Consider the following 21,730-nt stretch of genomic DNA (forward strand, 5'->3'; position numbering starts at 1 on the left):
AATGGCGGAGGGTCTGCCCGTGCTCAAGGGGATACGCCGTCGTCGTAGGTGTCGCAGTTGAACCCGTTGAGCAGGGCCAGCGAAGGGACTACAAAGCGCTTTTCTTTGCTGACCTTGACGCGGCCCTTGACCCGTTCGTAGGTGATGAATTTGCCGGCCACGTAGTTGACGCTGCTGCGGCTGTATTCCTTGCCTTGAACCTCCCAGACGTTTTCCTTGCCGATCAGTTCAAAGTCGCCACGCCGTGGGCTGAAGCGGAACTGCAAGGTGGTGGTGGCTGATACATCGCCTTCCGCCTTGTCCACAGCGGTCACCCATAGCGACGTGCCCTTGGCTTCGAGGTTGTAGAACTTTTGCGCCATGCAGTAACTGGAAGAGGCAGAAAGCGGTGTGTATGCGCCGCCCGCTTTGCCCGCCAGAACTACAAGGCGTATTTCCATCGGCCGGTCCACAGGCCCGTCAACTTCGTTGAGGATCAAAGCGAGGTCCTGCACGCCATCGCCGTTCCAATTGCCCGCGGTGGCAGTCCATTCGACGAATGTCTGGTTCGGGAACAGTGCAGCTACTGCTGCTTTCGCTGTGGCAAATTCCTGCGGTTGTGCGACGGCCGCAGCCGCCATGGCCAGCAAGGCGACGGTGGTCGAAATGCGGTGGGTGATATGCATGGGGCGCCTTCTGGGCTCTCTGACTGTATGCAGTGGGGATTGTGTCAGCGCAACGGTCAGCGCTGGCTGCCCGGTTGCCGCAGCAACGCCCCCAACACCAGCGCCTCGGCCACCACTTCCAGCCCTTCCTCCAGCGTGGCCAGCAGCGATGGTATCTCGGGCAGACTGGGCCAGCGCGCTTGCACTTCGGGCCATTGGTCCACACCAATCGCCAGCCAGCCCACGGCCAGGCCCGCCCACAGCAGGGCGCGGGTGCCGGTGTGCAGCAAGGCGCGGTGCAGCCAGGCCATGGTGAACAGGCCCACCGCCGCCACGGCCAGCATGGGGGCCTCGCGCACGGGGCCCCAGCGGCAGGCGTCCGTCCACTCATGGCAACGGAACTTCCACAGCTCGTGCAGCATGAACTGTTCGTCCAGCGCCAGCACGAAAAACGCGAGCGCCAGCCAGGCGCCCAGCAGCCGGGGCAGGGCGCGGTCACCCACCATCCGCAGGGCCGTGACGCTGAGCGCCAGCAGCAGTGCACCCGACAACCACGCGGCGGGCGATTGGTCGGAGCGGAAGGCGCGCTCCCAGTTCGGTGCCAGGGACCAGGCCCCCAGCAGCAAGAAGCCCACCACCGCGCCGAGCAGCGCCGGAACCACCCAGGGGAGGGGCGGTGGCGCGGTGCCCGGAGAGGGCGTGGAAACCTGGCGGTGTGAGGGCATGGCGGGCTTGAAGAGCGGCGGGGCTGCTATGCCTGGGCGGCCCCTGGATTGTGAGTCAAAAGTGGCCTCTGCGCTTGATGGGAATGCACTTTTGGCTATCAAAAACATAGCGCACCGGATCGAGCCACTGGGACTGGTCATGCAGGGTGAATGGCTCCAGAATCCGGCATCTCCCTGCCCATCCGGTATGTCCCTCCCCATCGACCCCTCCCGCAATGCGCTTCCGCCCGTGGCCCAGTTTCTGGCCGAGGCGGCACTGCAGCGGCAGAGCGCACTGCTGGGGCTGGACAAACCCACGCCTGCGCCCGCACCGCTGCCCACGGCCGACCCGAGCGCGCCGCCGCCCACGCCCACCTCGCCCAGTCCCCCCGCTGGGCCTTTGCCCGCACCGGCCGACAAGGCCAGCATTTCAGCCCAGGCGCGCGAGCAGTTGGGCGCGGGTTTTGACCCGCGGCGCGAAGTAGCGGGCCATGCTGCCGCTTCAGGGGTGAAGGCGGGACCTGCGCCGCGTGGGCCGTTAACGCCGCTGGCGTCGCCCCCACTTCCCGTGGGGGCGCCAACGTCGGCACCCTCCGTGTCCACCCCTTCGGCGGCATCGTTGTCAGGCGCTGACTGGCCTGCCACGGGGCTGGGTGCGCCGCTGCTGCGTTTGGTGAGCGCGCTTGTGGCGCAGGTCACGGCCCAGGCCGGGGTGCCGCAGCGCGTAGTGGCCGCGCAGCCCTGGCCCATCGGCATGGCGCAGGCGCTGGAGAGTGGGGCGCTGGATGCCGACCAGCCGCCGCTGCAGACCTGGCTGGTACGTCAGGGGGTGGTGTTGACACCCGAGGGGCCGCGCGGGCTGGCGCTGACCTTGCGTGCACCGGTGCCATGGCTGGCGACGCAGGCGTCGCCAGCGACCGGTGCAGCCGCAGCACAGGCCAGCGCAAACGCCAGTGCTGCAGGCGGCGCGCTGCAGGTGCCGTTTGCCGGGGGCGGCCAGCCGCTGCAGTCGGGCGTGATGGCTTTGGTGTTGCAGGGCATGGACGCCGCCGCACCGCGCACCAGTGCGCTGCTGGTGCTGGACCTGCAGCCGCAACTGGCCGCCACGGTGTACGGCCGCGACATGCTCCAGCAGGCCACGGGCCGTCTGGACCCGTGGACGCAGATGGCCGTGCTGCAGGCCAGCGGCCAGGTGCCGCGTGAGGATGAGCGTGCGCGCAATGGCGCATCCGGCCTGTGCGAAACGGTGGGCTGCCCCTATGCCGCGCGGGCTGAATGTGTGCAGCCGTTTTGCCTGGCAATGCGCGGCGTGCTGCCGCCCGAACCGGTGGGCCCGGCGTCCAGCGCTTGAGGGCAATCCGGGCGCCAGTCAGGCTCATTGCACACAGGCCATTTGCAAGCAATGGCCTGTGTGAGGTCAAATCCAGCCCTACCCCCTTGTTTGGTGAATCGAACGGAGAATCCAGGCCATGCGCGTGCTTCCCCTCTCCCCGTCCAATGCCTCTTTCCCCGTCGATTTCGTCCCGTTGGGCGGCACTCCGAAGGACTGCGAGGATTGCGGCAAGGCCGTGGGGCTGGGGTTTCAGTTTGACTACGCGTACCAACCCATCGTGGACGTGGAGCGCCGTGTGGTCTTTGCGCACGAAGCGCTGGTGAGGGGGCCGGGTGGCGAGGGCGCGATGACCGTGTTGGCGCAGGTCAACGACCACAACCGCTACCGCTTTGACCAGGCCTGCCGGGTCAAAGCCATCAAGGGCGCAGCAGAACTGGGGATGGCGCAGCCGGTGTCGATCAACTTTCTGCCCAATGCGATCTACAAACCCGAGGTGTGCATCCGCACGACCCTGGAGGCTGCCAGGGCGAACGGCTTTCCGCTCTCTCAGATCATCTTTGAGGTGACCGAGGGCGAGCGCATTGAAGACGGCCCCTGGTTTGCCCAGATCCTGCGCGAGTACAAGCGCTGCGGTTTCCAGACCGCCATTGACGACTTCGGCGCAGGCTATGCGGGCATGAAGCTGCTGTCGGATTTTCAGCCCGACATCATCAAGATCGACATGGACCTGATCCGCAACGTGGATGCCAACCGCGCCCGCCAGGCCATCGTGCGCAGTCTGGTGCGGCTGTGCGAGGAAATGGACATCAAGGTCGTGGCCGAAGGCATCGAGACACCGGCCGAGCGTGACTTTCTGTTCGATGTGGGGATACACCTGATGCAGGGCTATCTGTTTGCCAAGCCGGCTTTTCGTTCGGTGGCCACGGTGGACGCTTCGGCGTACGGCAGCGCATCGCGCTGAACGCCCTCAGGCGGTTCACGCCGTCACCACGCGGTTTCGCCCGGATTTCTTGGCGGCGTACAGCGCTGCGTCCGCCCGTGCAAAGAGGCTGCACGCGCTCTCTGCATCCCGCAAGCTGGCCGCACCAATGCTGATGGTGGTGGGCTGGCTCAGCCAGCCCGCCTGGGCCACCGCAACACGCATGCGCTGGGCAACTTCGTGGGCGCCCTGTGCGTCGGTGTGGGGCAGGATCACGGCAAACTCCTCGCCGCCCACCCGGGCCACGATGTCGATGATCCTGACGCAGCCACTGAGCACCTGCGCGATGGACCGCAGCACCTTGTCGCCAGCCTCGTGGCCGAAGTTGTCGTTGATCTGCTTGAAATGGTCCACGTCCAGCATGAGCAGGCTCAGGGGCGACTGCGTGCGCTCCACCACGGCCAGTTCCAGCTCCAGGCTGTCGTCAAATGCGCGGCGGTTGCGCAGGCCGGTGAGCGGGTCGGTCCGGGCCAGCTCGTTGAGCGCCAGGTTCAGTGCGTCCACCTTCTGGATTTGTTCGACCAGCTGCTGGTTGAGCACCTCGGCGTCGCGCAATGCCCGGCGCAGCCGGATCTCGCGCATTGTGGAGTGGGCCAGTTCGACCAGGATTTCGATGTCCTTTTCCGTCCACTGCTTGGCCTTGAAATCCACTGCACAAAAGCTGCCCAGAACCTCGCCCGCTTCGGTTTTCAGGGGGATGCCTGCGTAGGCGCGCACCCCCAGCGATGCCACGGTGGGCACGTCGCGGAACACGGGCAACTGCGTGGCATCTTCCAGCACCAGGGGCCCGTCAGACACCATGGAGTAGTGGCAGAACGTCCGCCCGGTGAGCTGTCGCAGCGTGCTCAACGGCTCGCCCATGCCAAATGTGCTTTTGTAGAAGTCGCGGTGCGCGTCGAGCAGCGAGATGAAGGTGACGGGAGCGCCAGTGATCGTGGAGGCCAGCCGGGTCAATCGGTCAAAACTCTCTTCGGCGATGCTGTCGAGCAAGCCGGTTTCGCGCACCGCAGCCAACCGCAGAGGGGCGGTGAGCGCCGCCTGTATCCGGGCGTCGTCGGCAGGCAGGGGAGGCGGCAATTCCGTCATGGGTGTCGTACCGGGTACCGAGTTGAGCTACCGAAAGTTACACGATCCCCTCTGGCTGCGGTGCTCTTGCGCGCAAAGACCCTCCACCCACGCCCCATCCTGGGTATTCAAAGTCCGTTTGAAATCCCCTCGGGTGGATTCGGCGATGGGTTTTGAGGGGTTTTTTCCGAGCGGGCCACCGCGCAAGGCCAGCGCTGACACACTCGGCGTTTTGGAGACACACATGTTGATACAAATGATCTACGCGAGCCGTTCTTCGCGTGTGCTGGGGCCTGCAGACGTCAAGGACATTTTGGGGGCCTCGCAGCGCAACAACACCCGCGCCGGTATCACGGGCGCCCTGTGCCTGAACAACGGCATCTTTCTGCAGCTGCTCGAAGGTGACCGGGCTGCCGTCAACGCGCTGTACCACCGCTTGCTGAAAGACGGCCGCCACCGCGACACGGCGGTCCTGGACATGAGCGAAATTCCTTACCGGCGCTTCACCGGCTGGTCGATGGGGCTGATTGCGTCACTCGAATCCAATCGCCAGCTCTTCCTGAAATACTCAGGGACTGCAGATTTCGATCCCTACAGCATGTCTGCAGTCACCTTGCGCAGTTTCTTCGACGAGATTCTGCAGAACGTACGCTGGCTGGAATGACCTGGCGACCCACGGCCCGCAACATGCCGCGTAGGGCGGGGCGATTGCCGGGGCTCAGTGCCTGCCACTGCGCTCCAGTATGTCTGCGTGGCGTGACCGGGTGATCGGATAGGCCACCAGCAGCGGAATGGCCAGCACCAGGCACACCGCCGGCAGGATGCCCGTCATCAGCGTGATGCCCTGCAGCGCCGTGTCGGACTGCGCCACGTTGGGCACATAGCCCGTGACGTCCAGCATGCCCGCCACCAGCACGGTGGCCAGCGTGCGTGCCAGCTTGTCCATCAGGCCGTACAGGCCGTAGTACATGCCGGTCTTGCGTTCGCCCGTTTGCATGTGGCCGTGGTCGATGGTGTCGGGCACCATGGCAAAAGGCACGATCCAGTGGGCTCCCATGCCGATACCGACCACCACCAAAATGGCGGTGACCAGGCGCTGGTCACCCGGGCCCACCCAGTACAGCGCCACCAGCCCGGCCGAGCAGAACACCAGGCCCAGGATGTAGGCCAGGTTCTTTTCCCAGCGGTCGACCACGCGCTTCCACATGAACAACGAGAGGCCCACCACGCCCAGCAGGGTGCCCATGAAGCGCGGCAGGTCGCCCTTGTCGCCCTGCAGCTGGTAGATCACGAAATACGCGAGCGAGGCCTGCACGAGCGTGAGGCCCAGGCGCACCAGCGTTGCAGCGCCCATCAGCATCAGGAAGGGGCGGTTGTGCAGCGTGGTCCGCAAGGTCTCGTGCACCGACTCCCACATTGGGGGGGTATCGGCATCCACAGGCCGCACCGCCTGTTCCGCCACACTTTCTGCCGGTTCGCGCACGCGCCAGGCCACCACGGCGACGGCTACGCCCGCGACCAGCCCGAAGCACGAGCCCGCCAGCGCATAGCCCGTGCGGGCGTCCGGGGCTGCGCGCACCAGCATGGGCATGAAAACGCTGCCCGCAAAAAAACCCAGCAGGGCGCCCATCGATGCATAGGCCGTGAGGCTGGTGCGCTCGTCGTAGTCACGGGTCATGTTGGCAGCCATGGCCTGGTAGGGCAGCTGCACCAGGGTCATGAGCGTGTCGAACACGGTGTAGGTCAGGGCGATCCACAGGAACGCGGCCCACGGGCTGAGGCCCGGGGGCACCATCCACACCGCTGCTGCTGCGATGGCGAGCGGAGCCGCACCATAGATCAGATAGACCCGGTGGCGGCCATGGCGCGAGCGGGTGCGGTCGGTCATCCAGCCAAACAGCGGGTCGTTGATGGTGTCCCACACCTTGCCCACCAGCAGCGCCGCGCCGGCCACGGCAGGGGCCACCAGGGCCACGTCGGTGTAGAAGATCATGAGCATGAAGTTCATGGCGGCAATCTGCATCTGCAGGCCGACATTGCCGGTGGCATAGCCCAGCTTGGTGCCCAGCGAGAGCCGGGTGGCGGGGCCCGTCATGGATGCGCGGCCGAAAGAGACGCCGTCGGGCTCGCGGTGGTGGGGGCATGGGCCATGCGGGGCGGGGCGGCCTCCAGCATCAGGCGCACCTCGCGGCGCAGCATCTTGTTGAGGAAGCTGCGCGGGATCTCTTCGACGATGCGTACATCGTCCGGCTGGTGGTCGGCGGGCAGCTTGTGCGCCAGATACTGGGCAATGTCGTGCTCCAGCGCTTGCCAGTCATGCCCGGTGCGCCAGCTCTGGCGCAGGCTCAGCACCAGCACAGCACGGGCACCGTGCTGCACCAGGCAGGCCTCCTTGACGGCGGGGTGGGTGTGCGCCACCTCTTCCACCTCGCGGGGGTTGAGCCACTGCCCGTGGCGCAACACGCGGTCGGCGCTGCGGCCCAGCACATGCAGGTAGCCAGCCGCGTCGAAATAGCCCACATCGCCCATCACCACCCAGCCGTCGCGCAGTGTCTCCTGGGTTTTTTCGGGGTCGAGCCAGTAGCCGTCAAAACGCACCGGCGTCAACACGGTGATGAGGCCCATCTGGCCCAGCGGCAGGGGCGCAAACTGTTCGTCGCGGATGACCACCTGCACCCCGGGCATCACCCGGCCCACGGTGGAGAGGATGTCATTGCCCAGTGGCTGGCCCTGCGCGTCCACATGCTGGTGAGGCAGCAGCCAGGTGATGGGCGGCAGCGCCTCCAGGCAGCCATAACCTTGCTGGAATATCGGCCCGAAACGGCGGATGGCCTCGGCAATCTTGGGCGCCGGCATCATCTCGGAGCCATAGGGCACATGCGTGAGGGACGAGAGGTCGTACTGGCCCAGCGTGGGCTCGTCGAGCAGGTCGATGATGGCCGAGGGCGACAGAAAGGCGCGCGAGACGCGGTGCTTCTGGATCAACGCGGCCAGTGTGGCGGCGCTGAAGTCTTCGGGCATCACGAGCGTGGCGCCCGCCAGCAGGGTGGGCAACACCAGGCCCGAGCCAGGGCCGGTGAGGGGCAGGCCCAGCATGTTCACATCCTGGCGGCTGGCGGGGGGGCGGAAATCGATGGACTTGGAGATCAGTCGCACGCTGTCGAGGTACTTGCGGTTGCTGTAGCCGATGGACTTGGGCAGCCCCGTGGTGCCCGAGGTCATGTGCAGCGCAAAGATATCGTCTTCGTGCAGCGCGGCCGTGCCGGGGGCAGGCGCATGCTGCGCCAGTGCCTGCTCGTAGTCTTCGCCCAGCGCCAGCAGGTGTATCCCGGGCAACTGCTCGCGCACGGCCTGCAGGATGGGCGCGCTCAGCAGCGGGTCGTGGATAAGCACCGCGGGCCGGACGCGGACCATGGTGGCCAGCGCCGCATCGGCCGACAGGTGTTTGTGAAAGCTCGCGAAGATGGTGCCGTTCTCGAACGTGGCGAGCCGGGCTTCGTACTGTTCGCCGGTCTCGGGCAGCAGGGTGAACACGACGTCGCCCTTCTTCACGCCTTGCGCCTGCATCCAGGCCTGCAGCCGCTGCACGCGCACTTGCAACTGTGCGTAGCTGAGGGTGCCACGCCGGTCGATGAGCGCGGGTTTGTGGGCATGGCGGCGGTACGCCAGGCGCGCCACCGACCGCGCCGTGCGCAGGCGGCTGAGCAGAAAGCGCACCACCAGGCTGCGCAGGGATGGAAAGGCCACGGAAGTCTCCGAGAGAAGGCATGGCCAGCCAGTCTTTCATGTGCGCAGGTTGCAAGCCGCCACAATTTGTATGTACACGTATCTTGTTGTTGCTGGCGCGGCTGTGCGGTCGGTTTGAACCAGCCAGCGGCACACGGCATCCCGGCACCGTCGCTGCGGCGCCACAGCGCATGTGTGCCAACACGGAGAAAAGTAAAAAACCGCCAGGACCGGATCGCGGCGCTGGCGGTTTTGAAAGTGACTTGCCGCCTGGATGGGCGTGGCCTTTGCGGGGCGCGCAGCCCCCACACCAGTGCACCCGTGGAACTGGCTCCGCCAGGCCACCGGGTGCGTCCCCCTCGGGGGAAGCGGCGCAGCCGCTCAGGGGGCTTACGGATACAGTCCGCGCATTTCGCGCGCATGCAGGATGCGCTGGCAGGCCACGATGAAGGTGGCGGTGCGCAGGCTCACCTTGTGCTCTTGCGCCACTTGCCAGATGCCCGCAAAAGCCTCTTGCATGATGCGCACCAGGCGGGCGTTGATCTCGTCTTCGCTCCAGAAGAAGCTGGAGAAATCCTGCACCCATTCAAAGTAGCTCACCGTCACACCGCCGGCGTTGGCGATCACGTCGGGCAGCACCAGCACGCCCTTGTCGTGCAGGATGTCATCGGCCTCGGTGGTCGTGGGGCCGTTGGCGCCTTCGATCACGAGCTTGGCCTTGATCTGGCCAGCGTTGTCCTTGGTGATCTGGCCTTCGAGGGCGGCAGGGATCAGGATCTCGCAATCCACGCCCCAGAACTCCTCGGCCTTCATCACATCGGCGCCGGCAAAGCCGCCCACGCCGCCACGGGTCTTCACATGCGCCAGCAGCGCGGGCACATCGAGGCCCTTGCTGTTGAAGATGGTGCCGGTGTGATCTTGCACAGCCACCACCTTGGCGCCTGCTTCGGCGAACAGCTTGGCCGCAATGCCGCCCACGTTGCCAAAGCCTTGGACTGCGATGCGGGCACCTTCCAGCGCCAGGCCGGTCAGCTTGGCGGCTTCCACGCCCACGGTGTACACGCCGCGGCCGGTGGCTTCGACGCGGCCCAGCGAGCCGCCCAGGTCCACGGGCTTGCCGGTCACCACGCCGGTGGCGGTGGCGCCGGTGTTCATCGAATACGTGTCCATCATCCAGGCCATGATCTGGCCGTTGGTGTTCACGTCGGGTGCGGGGATGTCCTTGGAGGGGCCGATCAACAGGCCGATCTCGCTGGTGTAGCGGCGCGTCAGGCGCTCCAGTTCACCCATCGAGAGCTTCTTGGGGTCCACGCGGATACCGCCCTTGGCGCCGCCGTAGGGCACGTTCACCGCAGCGTTCTTCACCGACATCCAGGCCGACAGGGCCATCACTTCCGACAGCGTCACGTCCTGGTGAAAACGCACGCCGCCCTTGCCGGGGCCCCGGCTCAGGTTGTGCTGCACGCGATAGCCTTCGTAGTGGGCGATGGTGCCGTTGTCCAGCTCGATCGGCACGTCCACGATCAGGATGCGCTTGGGACGCTTGAGGGTTTCCACCCAACGCGCCAGGCTGCCCAGGTAGGGGGTGACGCGGTCTACCTGCTGCAGGTAGTTGCCCCAGGGGCCGAGGTGGTCGGCCTGCAGGTACGAGGGCAGGGGGTGGGATTGTGCGGCAGGGGCGCCGACGGGTTGCGACATGGTGAATTCCTTGTGGGATCAGTTCAGGCTGCGAAGCTTATGCCTGCCGCTGCACGCTGTCTAAGGCCGTAGTGTTTTGGTGCTATGCAATTAATGCATAACCACGGGAAAACACCGCCCAATGCGGCACTGCAGCAAAAATGTGGCCAGTGAAAACGCCGAGAAGGCAGCGTGCTGCACTGCCGCACGAGCGGTCATTTCACCGTGAAGCCGGCCAGCGCGGGGTCGCCAGCCGGGTAGCGCAAGTCCAGCTTCTGCAGCACCTCGCGCAGCACCGTGGCGATCATCAGGTTGCGGTGCGTCTTGGAGTTGGCGGGCACGATGGTCCAGGGCGCCCAGGGCGTGTGGGTGGCAGCCAGCAGGGTGCCATAGGCATCTTGGTACTGCGCCCACTGCTTGCGCACTTCGATGTCGCCCATGCTGAACTTCCAGTGCTTGGCCGGGTCGTCCAGACGCTCTTGCAGCCGCTCGCGCTGCTCGTCAAACCCGATGTGCAGCAGAAACTTGAGCACGATGGTGCCCGTTTCGCTGAGCATGCGTTCAAAGTCGTTGATGTGCGCCAGACGCTGCTGGTGCTGCTCGGGCGTGATCCAGCCGTTGACCACGGGCACCAGCACGTCCTCGTAGTGGCTGCGGTTGAACACGGTGATGTCGCCCGCCTGCGGCACCTGCTGGTGGATGCGCCAGAGGTAGTCGTGTGCGCGCTCGGTTTCGGTGGGGGCCTTCCAGCCCACGGCGTGTACGCCCAGGGCGCTCATGCGGCCAAACACGCCACGGATCGTGCCGTCCTTGCCCGAGGTGTCGGTACCTTGCAGCACCACGAGCAGCTTGTAGCGCTTGTCGGCATAGAACAGGTTCTGCAGCCCGTCCAGTTCCACCGCCAGGTCTTCGACGGCTGCCTTGTCCCGGGTCTTGTCGCCCAGCGAGAAGGGTTTGGCGCCGGGGTCGAAGTCCTTCAGCGCCGCATTTTTGCCACCGGGCTGCCACGGGCGCAGGCGTTGCAGGAGGGGCGACGGGTTGTTGTCAAAAGGCGAGGGCATGGCGGCGCTCCGGGCAGTGCGGCGCGATGCGCCGAGAATTTCAGCAGGCCCTCAAAGATACTCGCTGTGCGCCGGTGCCTGCTGCCACTGGTCGTGCAGCCCGTCCACCCGCACGATGGCCAGGCGCGCAAGGTCTTCGTCGGTCAGGCCATTGATGCAGCCCACATTCACGCCGTACATCTCGCCCATCGGAGTGTCGGTGCCGTGGCCGAACACGCGCACGCCGCAGTGGCGGCAGAAGTAGTGGTGGTTCTTGTGGGTGCCGAAGGTGTACCGCGTGAGGTCGCCTTCGCCCCGGGTGATGCGAAAGCCCCCGGGCAGTGCCACGGCAGGCCAGAAGCGCGTGCGGCGGCAGATGCCGCAGTTGCAGCGGTAGGTGGGCTGGGTCAGGTCCAGCGTGGCCTCGATTTGAACGGCGCCGCAGTGGCAACTGGCGGTGTGGTTGGGAGCGGTCATGGCGTTCGTCCTGTCGCGGTGCTGCAAGTTGGGGGGGAGGGGCGGGTGCATGATCTCAAACTTTGCGCTCGGCGGCATCCTCTTTGTGAACGATGCCGCGCCCGGTTTTTTCGCCGGCCGACCGCTGCACCTTCACCCGTGCGCCATGCGGTAGGCCAGCGGCGTCTGCCCCGTCGCCTGCTGAAAAGCGCGGTGCAGGCCCGCCTCGCTGGCAAAGCCCAGGTCTTCGGCAATGCGCTTGAGCGGCAGGGGCGTGTCGCACAGGGCCTCGCTCACCTGCCGCAGCTTGATGCGGCGCATCCAGAGCGCGGCCGAAAGACCCGTGTGCGCTTGCACCCGCCTTGCCAGCGTGCGGGGCGACAGGCCGAGCGCCTCGGCCAGTGCGGGCAGGCGCAGCGTGCTGGCGGGGCAACGCTGCACCCACAGCATCGCGCGCCGCAGTTGGGCGTCAGCCATCGCCATGAGGTCGTGCCCGGCAAACGCCGGGTGGGTGGTGCGCGGGCGGGGCAGCATCAGCAGCGACTGCAGATCTGCCAGGGCTTCAGCGTCCAGCCGCGCTGCCAGCGCGTGCAGCATCAAGGGCAAGTAGCCGTTGGCGCCTGCCGCGGTGGTGATGGGGCCGTCTTCCACCAAAGGTTCGTCAAAGCGCCAGTGCACCGCGCCAAACTGCTGTTGCAGCGGGGCCCGCAGCCACCAGGTGGCCGTGGCGCCGCGCCCGCGCATCCTGCCGCTGGCCGCAGCCAGCGCTACGCCCGCGCAATAGCTCCACACCTGGGTGCGGCGGGGCAGGGCGCGCAGTGCCGCGATGGCGGGCGCGATGTGCTGTTGCTGCTGCGGCGCCTGCAGTCCGTCGGGCGAAGACAGCCACAGGCCTGGCACCAGCACCGCGTCCACCTCGGCCTGCGCCAGGGCCACGCTGGGCGTGAGAGCGGGGCCTTGCCAGGTGGGCACAGGCTGCAGGTCCGCGCCGGCCCAGCAGGTGGTGATCACCGGGCGCTGGGCGCGCAGGTTGGCGGCGCGGGCCATGTCGGCGGTGGCGAAGAGGCCTGCGGGCATGCAACCGGTGTACAGCAACAGTGCCAGGCGCAAGGGTGGTGCAGGTGGTGCGGTGGTGCGGCGCATGGTGGCGGGGTAGTTTGGCTAGAAATGGAAAGAAATTGTCAAACCAGGCCATTCTCGCCGGGTGCCCGATTCTCAACAATCCACTGCATACCCACTGGCTTCGGAGCCCACACCATGCAGATCACCCAATTGCGCAACGCCACCGTGCTTCTTGAATTCGAATCCCAGGGCCGCCCTGTGGGCCTGCTGGTGGACCCCATGCTCGCCCCCCGGGGCAGCCTGCCCGCGCTGCGGTATCTGGGCACGGGGCGCCAGCGCAATCCCATTGTGGAGCTGCCAGGGGGCACCGATGCGCTGCTGGAGCGTGTGACCCACGCCCTCATCACGCACTGCCAACGCGGCCACTTCGACCACCTGGACCGCGCTGGCAAGCGCTTTCTGCGCGAGCGGCAGATACCGGTGATCTGCATGCCACGCGATGCCGACTACCTGGCGCAGCGCGGCCTGCTGGTGTGGCCGCTGGCGGGGCCAGGGCGCCAGCCGTGGGCGCTGGGCGGCCATGTCACGCCGATCCCGTGTGTGCACGGCACCGGCTGGGTGGGCCGCTTCATGGAGCACGGCCACGGCTACCTGCTGGAGCTGCCGGGCGAGCCCAGCGTTTACCTGGCGGGCGACACCATGCTCACGCCCACGGTGCGCGACTGCCTGGCGCGCCTTCAGCCTGCGGTGTCGGTGTTGCCTGCGGGCGGGGCCCGGTTCGATGTGGGGGCAGAAATCCTCATGGACGCCGCCGACATGGCCGAAGCCGCGCAGCTGGCCCACGGCACGCTGGTGGTGAACCACCTGCAGGCGCTGGACCACTGCCCCACCACGCGCGCAGCGGTGCGCCAAATGGCGGTGGACGGCGGCTGGGCAGACCGCCTCTGGGTGCCGGAGGACGGTGAAAGCAGAGGTTTTCCTTGTCGTGCAGCAGTTGATTGCTATTAAATGTATAGCTGTTAACGCTTGATATAAATGCGCTAGAGCCCAATTTGGCTCAGAAAACCACCTGCACCCCCGCCACCACCTGGCGCCCCAGGCCCGGGATCACGGTGAGTGCGCCCCACGAGGCCGTGTAGTACGCCTTGTCGAACAGGTTGTGGACGTCCAGCGTCAGGCGCGTGCGCTTGTCGATCTGCCAGTAGCCTGTGATGCGCGCTGTGGTGTAGGCGGGCAGGCGGTAAGTGTCGGTGGCGGTGCCCGTGCGCTCGCCCACATGCACCAGTCCGCCGCCGATGCCGTAGCGGCCGCCCCAGGGCGCCTGGTCTTCGCGGATGGCGAACAGGCCGGCGCTCACGCGGGGCACGTTCAGCAGGCGCTTGCCCAGCAGGGCGGGGTTGTTGTCGCGGGTCACCTCGGTGTCGGTGTAGGCCATGTTGGCCGTCATGCGCCAGTGGGTGTCGATCTGCCCGGCCACATCCAGCTCCATGCCCCGACTTTGCACCTCGCCCGCCGCAATGCTGAAGTTGGCGTTGGTGGGGCTGCGCGTGAGCACATAGGTCTTGCGGATATCGAACAGCGCCACGCTGGCGTTCAGGCGCTGGTCGGCCGACTGCCACTTGGCGCCCAGTTCCAGGGCTTGGCCCTTTTGCGGGTCGAACGCCTTGCCGCTTTCATCGGTGCCTGCGTTGGGGCGGAACGAGCGCCCGGCCGATGCGTAGACCGAGGTGTTGGGGTTGACCAGGTAGGTGAGCCCGATGCGCGGCGTGGCGGCCGAATGCTCCTGCTCTTGGCGGGTGGCGGCCAGGCGGTTTTCGCTGTCCTGGTGAAAGCGGTCAAAGCGCACGCCGGCCAGCAGTTTCCACTTCGCGCTCAGGTCGATCTGGTCCTGCACAAATACGCCCGTGGCGCGGGTGCGGTCCACCAGGTCAAAACCCGGCGTGAGGTTGCCCACGGGCTGGTTGTAGACCGGGTTGTAGATGTCGATGGCAAAGGGCTGGCTGGCCAGGCTGGAGTAGCGGATGTCCTGCGCCGCAGTGAGCCGCCAGGTCTCCACACCTGCCAGCACGGTGTGGCTGAAGCCGCCCGCTTGCAGCTTGCCCTCGACCTCGGCCTGCAGCGATGCATCGCGCGCTGGCAGGCTGCGCCAGCTGTCGCGGCGCGTCAGGGTGCGGCCGTCGGCGGCGAGGGTGCCGGTCAGGTCCACGGCCGCGCCGTAAAGATCCGTCTCGCGGTACGACGCACCCACGCGGGTTCGCCAGCCCTGGCCCAGGTCGTGGTCCAGCGTCAGCTGGTGCGTGTCGCCGTTGACATGCAGGTTCTCGCGGCTGGGGTCGCCCAGATACCGGTCGGACGGCAGCGCGCCCACGTTGCCCCGCACCTGCACGATGCCCCGGTCCAACGGGGTGCGGATGCGGATGAACTCCGCCTCGTAGTTCAGCACCGTGTTGGCGCCCAGGTTCCAGGTGAGGGACGGGGCCACCACCATCTTGCGGTTGTCCACCAGCGCGGTACGGCTCGCGCCGTCCTCGGCCGCCACGTTCAGGCGGTAGGCAACGTCCGTGCCCAGCGGGCCGGTGGTGTCGAGCGTGGCACGGCGGTAGCCATGCCCGCCCACCTGCACACCCGCCTTGTGCGCGGGAGTGAACTGCGGTTTTTTGGTGACGACGTTGAGCGTGCCGCCCGGCTCGCTGCTGCCATACAACGCGGCCGCCGGGCCTTTGAGAAATTCAATGCGCTCGACCGAGCTCACGTCGCGCTGTGGGCCATAGCCCCGGTTGGAGGCAAAGCCGTTGAGCAGCTGGCCGCCGTCGGTGTTGCTGAAGCCACGGATCGCATAGTTGTCCCAGGTGCCGCCAAAGTCGTTCAGGCGGGTGATGCCGCTCACATAGTCCACGGTGTCGGCCAGGCGCGTGGCGCCCAGGTCTTCCATCAGCTGCTGGGGCACCACGCGCACGGACTGCGGGGTTTCGATCAGCGGCGTGTCGGTGCGTGTGGCTGCGGTGTTGCGCTGCGCGCCCTGGTAGCCGGTGGTGGCGCTGCTGTCACGCACCTGCACTTCCGACAGGGCGGGGCTGGTGGTGACGGTGTCGGTCGGTGGAGCCGATGAAACAGGGGGTGCCGTCTGGGCCATGGCGGCGCTGGCGGTAAAGGCGCACAGCGCCAGGGTGGCGCGGGCCGTAGCAGTCTGCCGGGCGGGCCGGGGAATCGAGGGATGCATGGTGCAGATCGGTAGAGAGAAAACGGCGGGGCTTGCTCCCGCGCGCCGTGCAAACCGCCGCACGGGAGAGAGGTCGTGTTGAACGGGGCACGGGCGGGGTGCAAATGAAAGGCCGCCATTATCCATGCAAATGCAAACAATTCGCATTTGCTTTTGCGGCAACGCTCCCTTGCCTTCTGGGTGCGCATGGGGGCGGGCAGCGCCTGCCTTGCAGGAGCGCTCAGCGGGGTGCTGCCTTGGCCGCCGTGGCCATCAGCGCCACAAACCGCGCCGCGCCCAGGCCCAGCGGCCGCTCCTTCGACCACACCACATCCACCCACAGGGCGGTGCCGTTGCTCAGGTTCTCAAACGGCATCTCCACCAGCCGCCCGGCCTCGATGCGCGGCTGCACCAGCGCCCGGGGCTGCCAGCCCCAGCCCAGGCCTGCTTCGATCATGCCCAGCGCGGCCAGGTGGTTGTCGGTGCGCCAGTGGTGACGGGCAAATACAAAACGTGGGTCGGTTTGCCCCAGGTCACGGCTGGCCACCACGATCTGGCGCGTGGTGGTCAGGTGTTCTTCGCGCAGCATGGCGCGCTCGGGCGGCTCGCCCCGGGCCAGGGCCGAGGCGCGCGCGCCCTGCAATACCGCATGGTCCGGCGCCATCACCGCCACCAGGGTTTCGGTGCCCACCTCCTGAAAACCCTCGCGCCCGTCGATGCTGGGCCGCTCGAACACCAGCGCCAGCTGTGCGCGGCCGCTGTGCAGCAGCGCCAGCGCATCCACCTGCGGGGCGGTCAGCACCTCCACCTGCAGCAGCGGGTATTCCGATGCCAGCGTGGCCAGGGGGCCTGTCCAGCGGGCGGCCAGCAGCTCGGGCGCGATGGCCAGCGTCAGCCGCTCTTCCAGCCCCTGCGTCAGCGCCAGCGCCTGGGCGTTGAGCTGCTGCAGCTGCCCGGCGAGCAACCGGGCCTGCGGTTCCAGCGCGCGGGCGGCGGCGGTGGGCCGGGGCTCGCGACCGCTGCGGTCAAACAGCTGCACATCCAGCTCGGCTTCCAGGTGGGCAATGGTCATGCTCACGGCCGACGGCACCCGCGACAGCGCCCGCGCCGCCGCCGAAAAAGAGCCGTGGTCCAGCGCTGCCAGGAACACCTGCACGCTGTCTGAAGAGAAGGCCATGGGTGTGATCTATCAAATAAACTGAAACAAGCTGACTTTATATATCAGCTGCAGGCACATAAAGTCACCCCCATGGACAAGCAACCCACCCTTTTCGGCCTGCAGGGCCTCAAGCGCCGACTGATCTATGTGAGCCTGTACGAGCTGATCGCCATCGCGGCGGCCACGGCCGGGCTGGCCCTGCTCTCGGGCCAGGGTGCAGGCCATTCGAGCGTGGTGGCCGTGGCAGCCTCGGTGATTGCCATCGTCTGGAACATCGTCTTCAACTGGGCGTTTGAGCGCTGGGAGGCTCGCCAGCCCGTGCGCGGTCGCAGCGTTGCGCGGCGCGTGGCGCATGCCATCGGTTTTGAAGGCGGGCTGGTCTTCACCCTCGTGCCGCTGTTTGCCTGGTGGTTTGACATCACCCTGTGGCACGCGTTTGTGATGGACCTGGGGCTGATCGTGTTCTTCCTTTGCTACACCTTTGTTTTCAACTGGGTGTTCGACCACCTGTTCGGCCTGCCGGCGTCGGCCATGGCCACCACCTGAGGGCAGGGGCCCCAGATCTTCAAACAGTGTCAACAGGCCGTGAGAGGCCCACACTGCGCCCGATAATCGGCCCCCATGCGTGGGCCGTTCCTTTCTCTCCTGTGGATGTCATCGTGTGCACTGCTGTGCACCGTGCTCGCAGGCTGCGCGGCGAATGCGCCCACGCCACGCGGCGAGGTCAAGGGGGCCGCCACAACGCCCGCCGAGCTGGCCCAGTCCGACATGAACCGCGTGGCCACGCTGGCCATGCACGAGAACCTGGAGGGCTTGTTCCGCCTCATGGACAAGCTCTACCGCCGCAACCCCGCCGAATGGCGCAAAACCAGCGCCACCAGCCGCGAGCACGCCGCCGAGCTGGTGCGCACAGCCATCCTGCAGCGCCAGCCTTGGGCACCGCTGCAGGGGCGGCGCGACATTGCCGCGATGGGCTTCGCGTTGGCGCCGGAGTTCACAGGGGACCGCGTGGCAGCCTTCATCCATGCCACGGCCGACATGATCATCACGGCCCATGGCGGAAAGACAGAGTTCTTCTTGCTCGACGGCATGGATGCCCAGCACCTCTACAACGCCGCCCGCAATGTAGAAAGCGCCGTGTGGCTGCTGGCCCAGCGCCGCAACGCCCAGGGCCAGCCACTGCTGCTGGCTGACGAGATCGGCCCCCAGGGCCGTAACCTGAGCTTTGAGCGCGAGTTTGGCAAGATCATCGCGCGCCTCGACCTGCTGGCTGTCCTGACCACCGAAAAGTACCGCCGCGCCGCTATCAGCTATGTGCAGGGGATTGTGGGGGGCACCTTCCTGCAGTTTCTGCCTGTGCGCTGACCCGGTAAAATCCAACGCTTGCCCAAGGAGCGTTGCAGCGGCTTCACCACGATGGTGAAGCCGTCAGGCTTGGGCGCACAAGAATCGGTCTCCGGCCCCACCCGCAACGACGCTCACCTGTTTTCTCGCTGTTCCTGCCATACAGGTGAGTCTTATGTCCGCGTCCGCCCCGTCCCTGCCCCCCATGAAGCTGTCCGGCCTGGAGCCCGTCTCCATTGGCGAGGGCACCTTGTTCGTCAACATCGGCGAGCGCACCAACGTCACCGGCTCCAAGGCGTTTGCACGCATGATCCTGAATGGCCAGTACGAAGAGGCCCTGGCCGTGGCGCGCCAGCAGGTGGAAAACGGTGCCCAGGTCATCGACATCAACATGGACGAGGCCATGCTCGACAGCAAGGCCGCCATGGTGCGCTTTCTGCAGCTCATCGCGTCCGAGCCCGACATCGCGCGCGTGCCCATCATGGTGGACAGCTCCAAGTGGGAGGTGATCGAGGCCGGTCTGCGCTGCGTGCAGGGCAAGGGCATCGTCAACTCCATATCCATGAAGGAGGGCGTGGACAAGTTCAAGCACGAGGCGCGCCTGGTGCGCCGCTACGGCGCCGCTGCCGTGGTCATGGCGTTTGACGAAAAAGGCCAGGCCGACACCTACGAGCGCAAGGTCGAAATCTGCGAACGCGCCTACCGCATCCTGGTCGATGAAGTGGGCTTCCCGCCCGAGGACATCATCTTCGACCCCAACATCTTTGCCGTAGCCACCGGCATTGAAGAGCACAACAACTACGCCGTCGATTTCATCGAGGCCACGCGCTGGATCAAGCAGAACCTGCCCGGCGCCAAGGTGTCGGGTGGGGTATCGAACGTGTCGTTCAGCTTCCGCGGCAACGACCCGGTGCGCGAAGCCATCCACACCGTGTTTCTGTACCACGCCATCAAGGCCGGCATGGACATGGGCATCGTCAACGCGGGCATGGTGGGCGTGTACGACGACCTGGAGCCCGTGCTGCGCGAGCGCGTGGAAGACGTGGTGCTCAACCGCCGCCCGGATGCTGGTGAGCGCCTGGTCGAGATCGCCGAAACCGCCAAGAGCGGCGCCAAGGACGAAAGCAAGAAGCTCGAATGGCGCGGAACGCCCGAGCACCCCAAGACCGTGGGCGAACGCCTGTCGCACGCGCTGGTGCATGGCATCACCGACTTCATCACCGAAGACACCGAAGAGGCATACCGCGAGATCCTGGCCAAGGGCGGCCGCCCGCTGCACGTGATCGAAGGCCCGCTCATGGACGGCATGAACGTGGTGGGCGATCTGTTTGGTGCGGGCAAGATGTTTTTGCCCCAGGTGGTGAAAAGCGCACGCGTGATGAAGCAGGCCGTGGCCCATCTCATCCCCTACATCGAGGAAGAAAAGCGCCAGGACGAACTGGCCGGGCGCGACGTGCGCAGCAAGGGCAAGATCGTCATCGCCACCGTGAAGGGCGACGTGCACGACATCGGCAAGAACATCGTCACCGTCGTGCTCCAGTGCAACAATTTCGAGGTGGTGAACATGGGCGTTATGGTGCCCTGCCATGAAATTTTGGCCAAGGCCAAGGTGGAGGGCGCAGACATCATCGGCCTGTCCGGCCTCATCACCCCCAGCCTTGAAGAAATGCAGTACGTGGCGGGCGAGATGCAGAAGGACGACTACTTCCGCATGAAGAAAATCCCGCTGCTCATCGGCGGTGCCACCACCAGCCGCGTGCACACGGCCGTAAAAATCGCGCCGCACTACGAAGGCCCCGTGGTCTATGTGCCCGACGCCTCGCGCAGCGTGAGCGTCGCCCAAAGCCTGCTGGGCGACGGCGTTGACAGCTACGTGGCCGAGATGAACGCCGACTACGACAAAGTCCGCACCCAGCACGCCAACAAAAAGGCCACGCCCCTGTGGTCCCTGGCCAAAATCCGCGCCAACAAGACGCCAATCGACTGGTCCGCCTACCAGAGCGCCGTGCCGCGCGCGCTGGGCCGCCGCGTGTTCAAGAACTTCGACCTGGCCGAGCTGGCCAAGTACATCGACTGGGGCCCGTTCTTCCAGACCTGGGACCTGGCCGGCCCGTACCCCGCCATCCTCACCGACGAAATCGTGGGCGTAGAAGCCACACGCGTGTTTGCCGATGGCCAGGCCATGCTCAAGAAAATCGTCGAAGGCCGCTGGCTTACCGCCAGCGGAGTGATGGCGCTGCTGCCCGCCAACAGCGTGGGCGACGACATCGAGTTCTACACCGACGACACCCGCACCGAGGTCGCCATGACCTGGTACGGCCTGCGCCAGCAGGCCGAAAAGCACACGATTGACGGCGTGACGCGCCCCAGCCGCTGCCTGGCTGACTTTGTGGCGCCCAAAGAGAGCGGCATTGCCGACTACGCGGGCCTGTTCGCCGTCACCGCCGGTCTGGGCATCGAGAAAAAAGAAAAAGCCTTCATCGACGCGCTGGACGACTACTCGGCCATCATGTTCAAGAGCCTGGCCGACCGCCTGGCCGAAGCCTTTGCTGAGTGCCTGCACCACCGCGTGCGCACCGACCTGTGGGGCTACGCAGCGGGCGAGCAGTTGAGCAACGACGACATGATTGCCGAGAAGTACCACGGCATCCGCCCCGCGCCCGGCTACCCCGCCTGCCCCGACCACAGCGCCAAGACCGACCTGTTCCGCGTGCTCAACGCCGAAGAGATCGGCATGGGCCTGACCGAAAGCCTGGCCATGACGCCTGCGGCCAGCGTGAGCGGCTTCTACATCGGCCACCCCGACGCGGTGTACTTCAACGTCGGCAAGATCGGTGAAGACCAGCTGCACGACATGGCCCAGCGCCGGGGCATGGACGAGAAGGTGCTGGAGCGGTTGCTGGCGCCGAACCTTTGATGCTATTGAATTAATAGCTTTTTGCGCTTGATGGATAAGCGCTAGAGGCTGTTTTCTCTCAGATATTCAGAGCCCCTGCATGCAGGGGCTTTTCTTTGGGTTCTGTCGGTTTCCGTGCCGGCTTTTTTGCGTGGTATTTGCCGGTAGCGCCTTTCCCGGCCCATGGATACCCCACTTCCGTAGGGATCGGGGGATCTGTGGCGGCCTCGCATCACGGGGATTCCAGCATGTAAGGAGTGCCGCATCCCTCTGCATAATGCCGCTGGGAGCAAATGGTTACAAATGGGGGCAAATACCGATGCTGCATTTTCTGGGACTCTCGGAGCATCGTCTCCGCCATTTCGCCACCCGCATGGGCGCCTGTCTGGTGCTGGCTTTGGTGAGTTTTTGGCCACTGCAGGGCGTTGCACAGCACACCTCGACGT

At 66.2% G+C, this 21,730-nt stretch carries 18 protein-coding genes and 1 riboswitch; of the genes, 7 read left to right on the forward strand and 11 right to left on the reverse strand.

Annotated features, from left to right (window positions below; translation table 11 throughout):
• Nucleotides 1-23: 23 nt before the first annotated feature.
• On the reverse strand, nucleotides 24-665 hold the full coding sequence (locus tag EXV95_RS17430; RefSeq protein WP_176887837.1) for a hypothetical protein: 642 nt from the start codon (nucleotides 663-665) through the stop codon (nucleotides 24-26).
• Between the two features lie 56 nt (nucleotides 666-721).
• Nucleotides 722-1,369 (reverse strand): hypothetical protein, encoded by a 648-nt coding sequence (locus EXV95_RS17435; RefSeq protein ID WP_176887838.1) that lies wholly within the window; start codon nucleotides 1,367-1,369, stop codon nucleotides 722-724.
• A gap of 187 nt (nucleotides 1,370-1,556) precedes the next feature.
• Here EXV95_RS17435 and EXV95_RS17440 point away from each other — a divergent pair, with 187 nt between their 5' ends.
• A complete protein-coding gene (locus EXV95_RS17440; protein WP_176887839.1) occupies nucleotides 1,557-2,699 on the forward strand; it encodes a hypothetical protein in 1,143 nt (380 codons plus the stop codon).
• A gap of 118 nt (nucleotides 2,700-2,817) precedes the next feature.
• Entirely contained in the window at nucleotides 2,818-3,642 is an 825-nt protein-coding gene (locus EXV95_RS17445) for an EAL domain-containing protein (protein WP_176887840.1), read from the forward strand.
• 15 nt (nucleotides 3,643-3,657) lie between these two features.
• On the opposite strand, the gene EXV95_RS17450 is transcribed toward EXV95_RS17445, so the two are convergent.
• Nucleotides 3,658-4,746 (reverse strand): sensor domain-containing diguanylate cyclase, encoded by a 1,089-nt coding sequence (locus tag EXV95_RS17450; RefSeq protein ID WP_176887841.1) that lies wholly within the window; start codon nucleotides 4,744-4,746, stop codon nucleotides 3,658-3,660.
• 223 nt (nucleotides 4,747-4,969) lie between these two features.
• On the opposite strand from EXV95_RS17450, the gene EXV95_RS17455 reads away from it, so the two are divergent.
• The gene (locus EXV95_RS17455) at nucleotides 4,970-5,389 is read left to right on the forward strand and encodes a BLUF domain-containing protein (protein WP_176887842.1); all 420 of its coding nucleotides are present in this window, start codon (nucleotides 4,970-4,972) and stop codon (nucleotides 5,387-5,389) included.
• A gap of 54 nt (nucleotides 5,390-5,443) precedes the next feature.
• On the opposite strand, the gene EXV95_RS17460 is transcribed toward EXV95_RS17455, so the two are convergent.
• From EXV95_RS17460 to EXV95_RS17485, 6 genes are all read right to left on the reverse strand, one after another.
• Entirely contained in the window at nucleotides 5,444-6,820 is a 1,377-nt protein-coding gene (locus EXV95_RS17460) for an MFS transporter (protein WP_176887843.1), read from the reverse strand.
• Nucleotides 6,817-8,472, reverse strand: coding sequence for a class I adenylate-forming enzyme family protein (locus EXV95_RS17465; protein WP_176887844.1), 1,656 nt, complete (start codon nucleotides 8,470-8,472; stop codon nucleotides 6,817-6,819). Before EXV95_RS17465 ends, EXV95_RS17460 begins: the two co-directional genes overlap by 4 nt.
• 369 nt (nucleotides 8,473-8,841) lie before the next feature.
• The gene (locus EXV95_RS17470) at nucleotides 8,842-10,149 is read right to left on the reverse strand and encodes a Glu/Leu/Phe/Val dehydrogenase (protein ID WP_055398770.1); all 1,308 of its coding nucleotides are present in this window, start codon (nucleotides 10,147-10,149) and stop codon (nucleotides 8,842-8,844) included.
• 194 nt (nucleotides 10,150-10,343) lie between these two features.
• The gene (locus tag EXV95_RS17475; protein ID WP_176887845.1) at nucleotides 10,344-11,189 is read right to left on the reverse strand and encodes a PPK2 family polyphosphate kinase; all 846 of its coding nucleotides are present in this window, start codon (nucleotides 11,187-11,189) and stop codon (nucleotides 10,344-10,346) included.
• A 51-nt stretch (nucleotides 11,190-11,240) separates the two neighbouring features.
• The gene (locus tag EXV95_RS17480) at nucleotides 11,241-11,645 is read right to left on the reverse strand and encodes a GFA family protein (RefSeq protein ID WP_176887846.1); all 405 of its coding nucleotides are present in this window, start codon (nucleotides 11,643-11,645) and stop codon (nucleotides 11,241-11,243) included.
• A 132-nt stretch (nucleotides 11,646-11,777) separates the two neighbouring features.
• Nucleotides 11,778-12,767 carry a GlxA family transcriptional regulator gene (locus EXV95_RS17485; protein ID WP_176887847.1) on the reverse strand — a complete coding sequence of 330 codons (990 nt, stop codon included), beginning with the start codon at nucleotides 12,765-12,767 and terminating at the stop codon, nucleotides 11,778-11,780.
• A 114-nt stretch (nucleotides 12,768-12,881) separates the two neighbouring features.
• On the opposite strand from EXV95_RS17485, the gene EXV95_RS17490 reads away from it, so the two are divergent.
• Entirely contained in the window at nucleotides 12,882-13,694 is an 813-nt protein-coding gene (locus EXV95_RS17490; protein WP_176887848.1) for an MBL fold metallo-hydrolase, read from the forward strand.
• Nucleotides 13,695-13,743: 49 nt separating this feature from the next.
• Here EXV95_RS17490 and EXV95_RS17495 read toward each other — a convergent pair whose 3' ends face one another.
• On the reverse strand, nucleotides 13,744-15,906 hold the full coding sequence (locus tag EXV95_RS17495; protein ID WP_176887849.1) for a TonB-dependent siderophore receptor: 2,163 nt from the start codon (nucleotides 15,904-15,906) through the stop codon (nucleotides 13,744-13,746).
• Nucleotides 15,907-16,126: 220 nt separating this feature from the next.
• Nucleotides 16,127-17,062: a LysR family transcriptional regulator gene (locus tag EXV95_RS17500; RefSeq protein ID WP_121421883.1), complete on the reverse strand. Its 936-nt coding sequence runs from the start codon at nucleotides 17,060-17,062 to the stop codon at nucleotides 16,127-16,129.
• Nucleotides 17,063-17,134: 72 nt separating this feature from the next.
• Between EXV95_RS17500 and EXV95_RS17505 the strand changes: the two genes are divergently transcribed.
• The 3 genes from EXV95_RS17505 to metH all read left to right on the forward strand — a co-directional run bounded on the left by EXV95_RS17505 (nucleotide 17,135) and on the right by metH (nucleotide 21,305).
• Entirely contained in the window at nucleotides 17,135-17,590 is a 456-nt protein-coding gene (locus EXV95_RS17505; RefSeq protein ID WP_176887850.1) for a PACE efflux transporter, read from the forward strand.
• Nucleotides 17,591-17,665: 75 nt separating this feature from the next.
• On the forward strand, nucleotides 17,666-18,409 hold the full coding sequence (locus EXV95_RS17510; protein ID WP_176887851.1) for a hypothetical protein: 744 nt from the start codon (nucleotides 17,666-17,668) through the stop codon (nucleotides 18,407-18,409).
• An 18-nt stretch (nucleotides 18,410-18,427) separates the two neighbouring features.
• A riboswitch (S-adenosyl-L-homocysteine riboswitch) is annotated at nucleotides 18,428-18,531 on the forward strand.
• 62 nt (nucleotides 18,532-18,593) lie between these two features.
• Entirely contained in the window at nucleotides 18,594-21,305 is a 2,712-nt protein-coding gene (metH, locus tag EXV95_RS17515; RefSeq protein WP_176889091.1) for a methionine synthase, read from the forward strand.
• The last annotated feature ends 425 nt before the right edge of the window (nucleotides 21,306-21,730 follow it).

The sequence above is a fragment of the Acidovorax sp. JMULE5 genome (assembly GCF_013376875.1).
Lineage (GTDB): Bacteria > Pseudomonadota > Gammaproteobacteria > Burkholderiales > Burkholderiaceae_C > Acidovorax > Acidovorax facilis.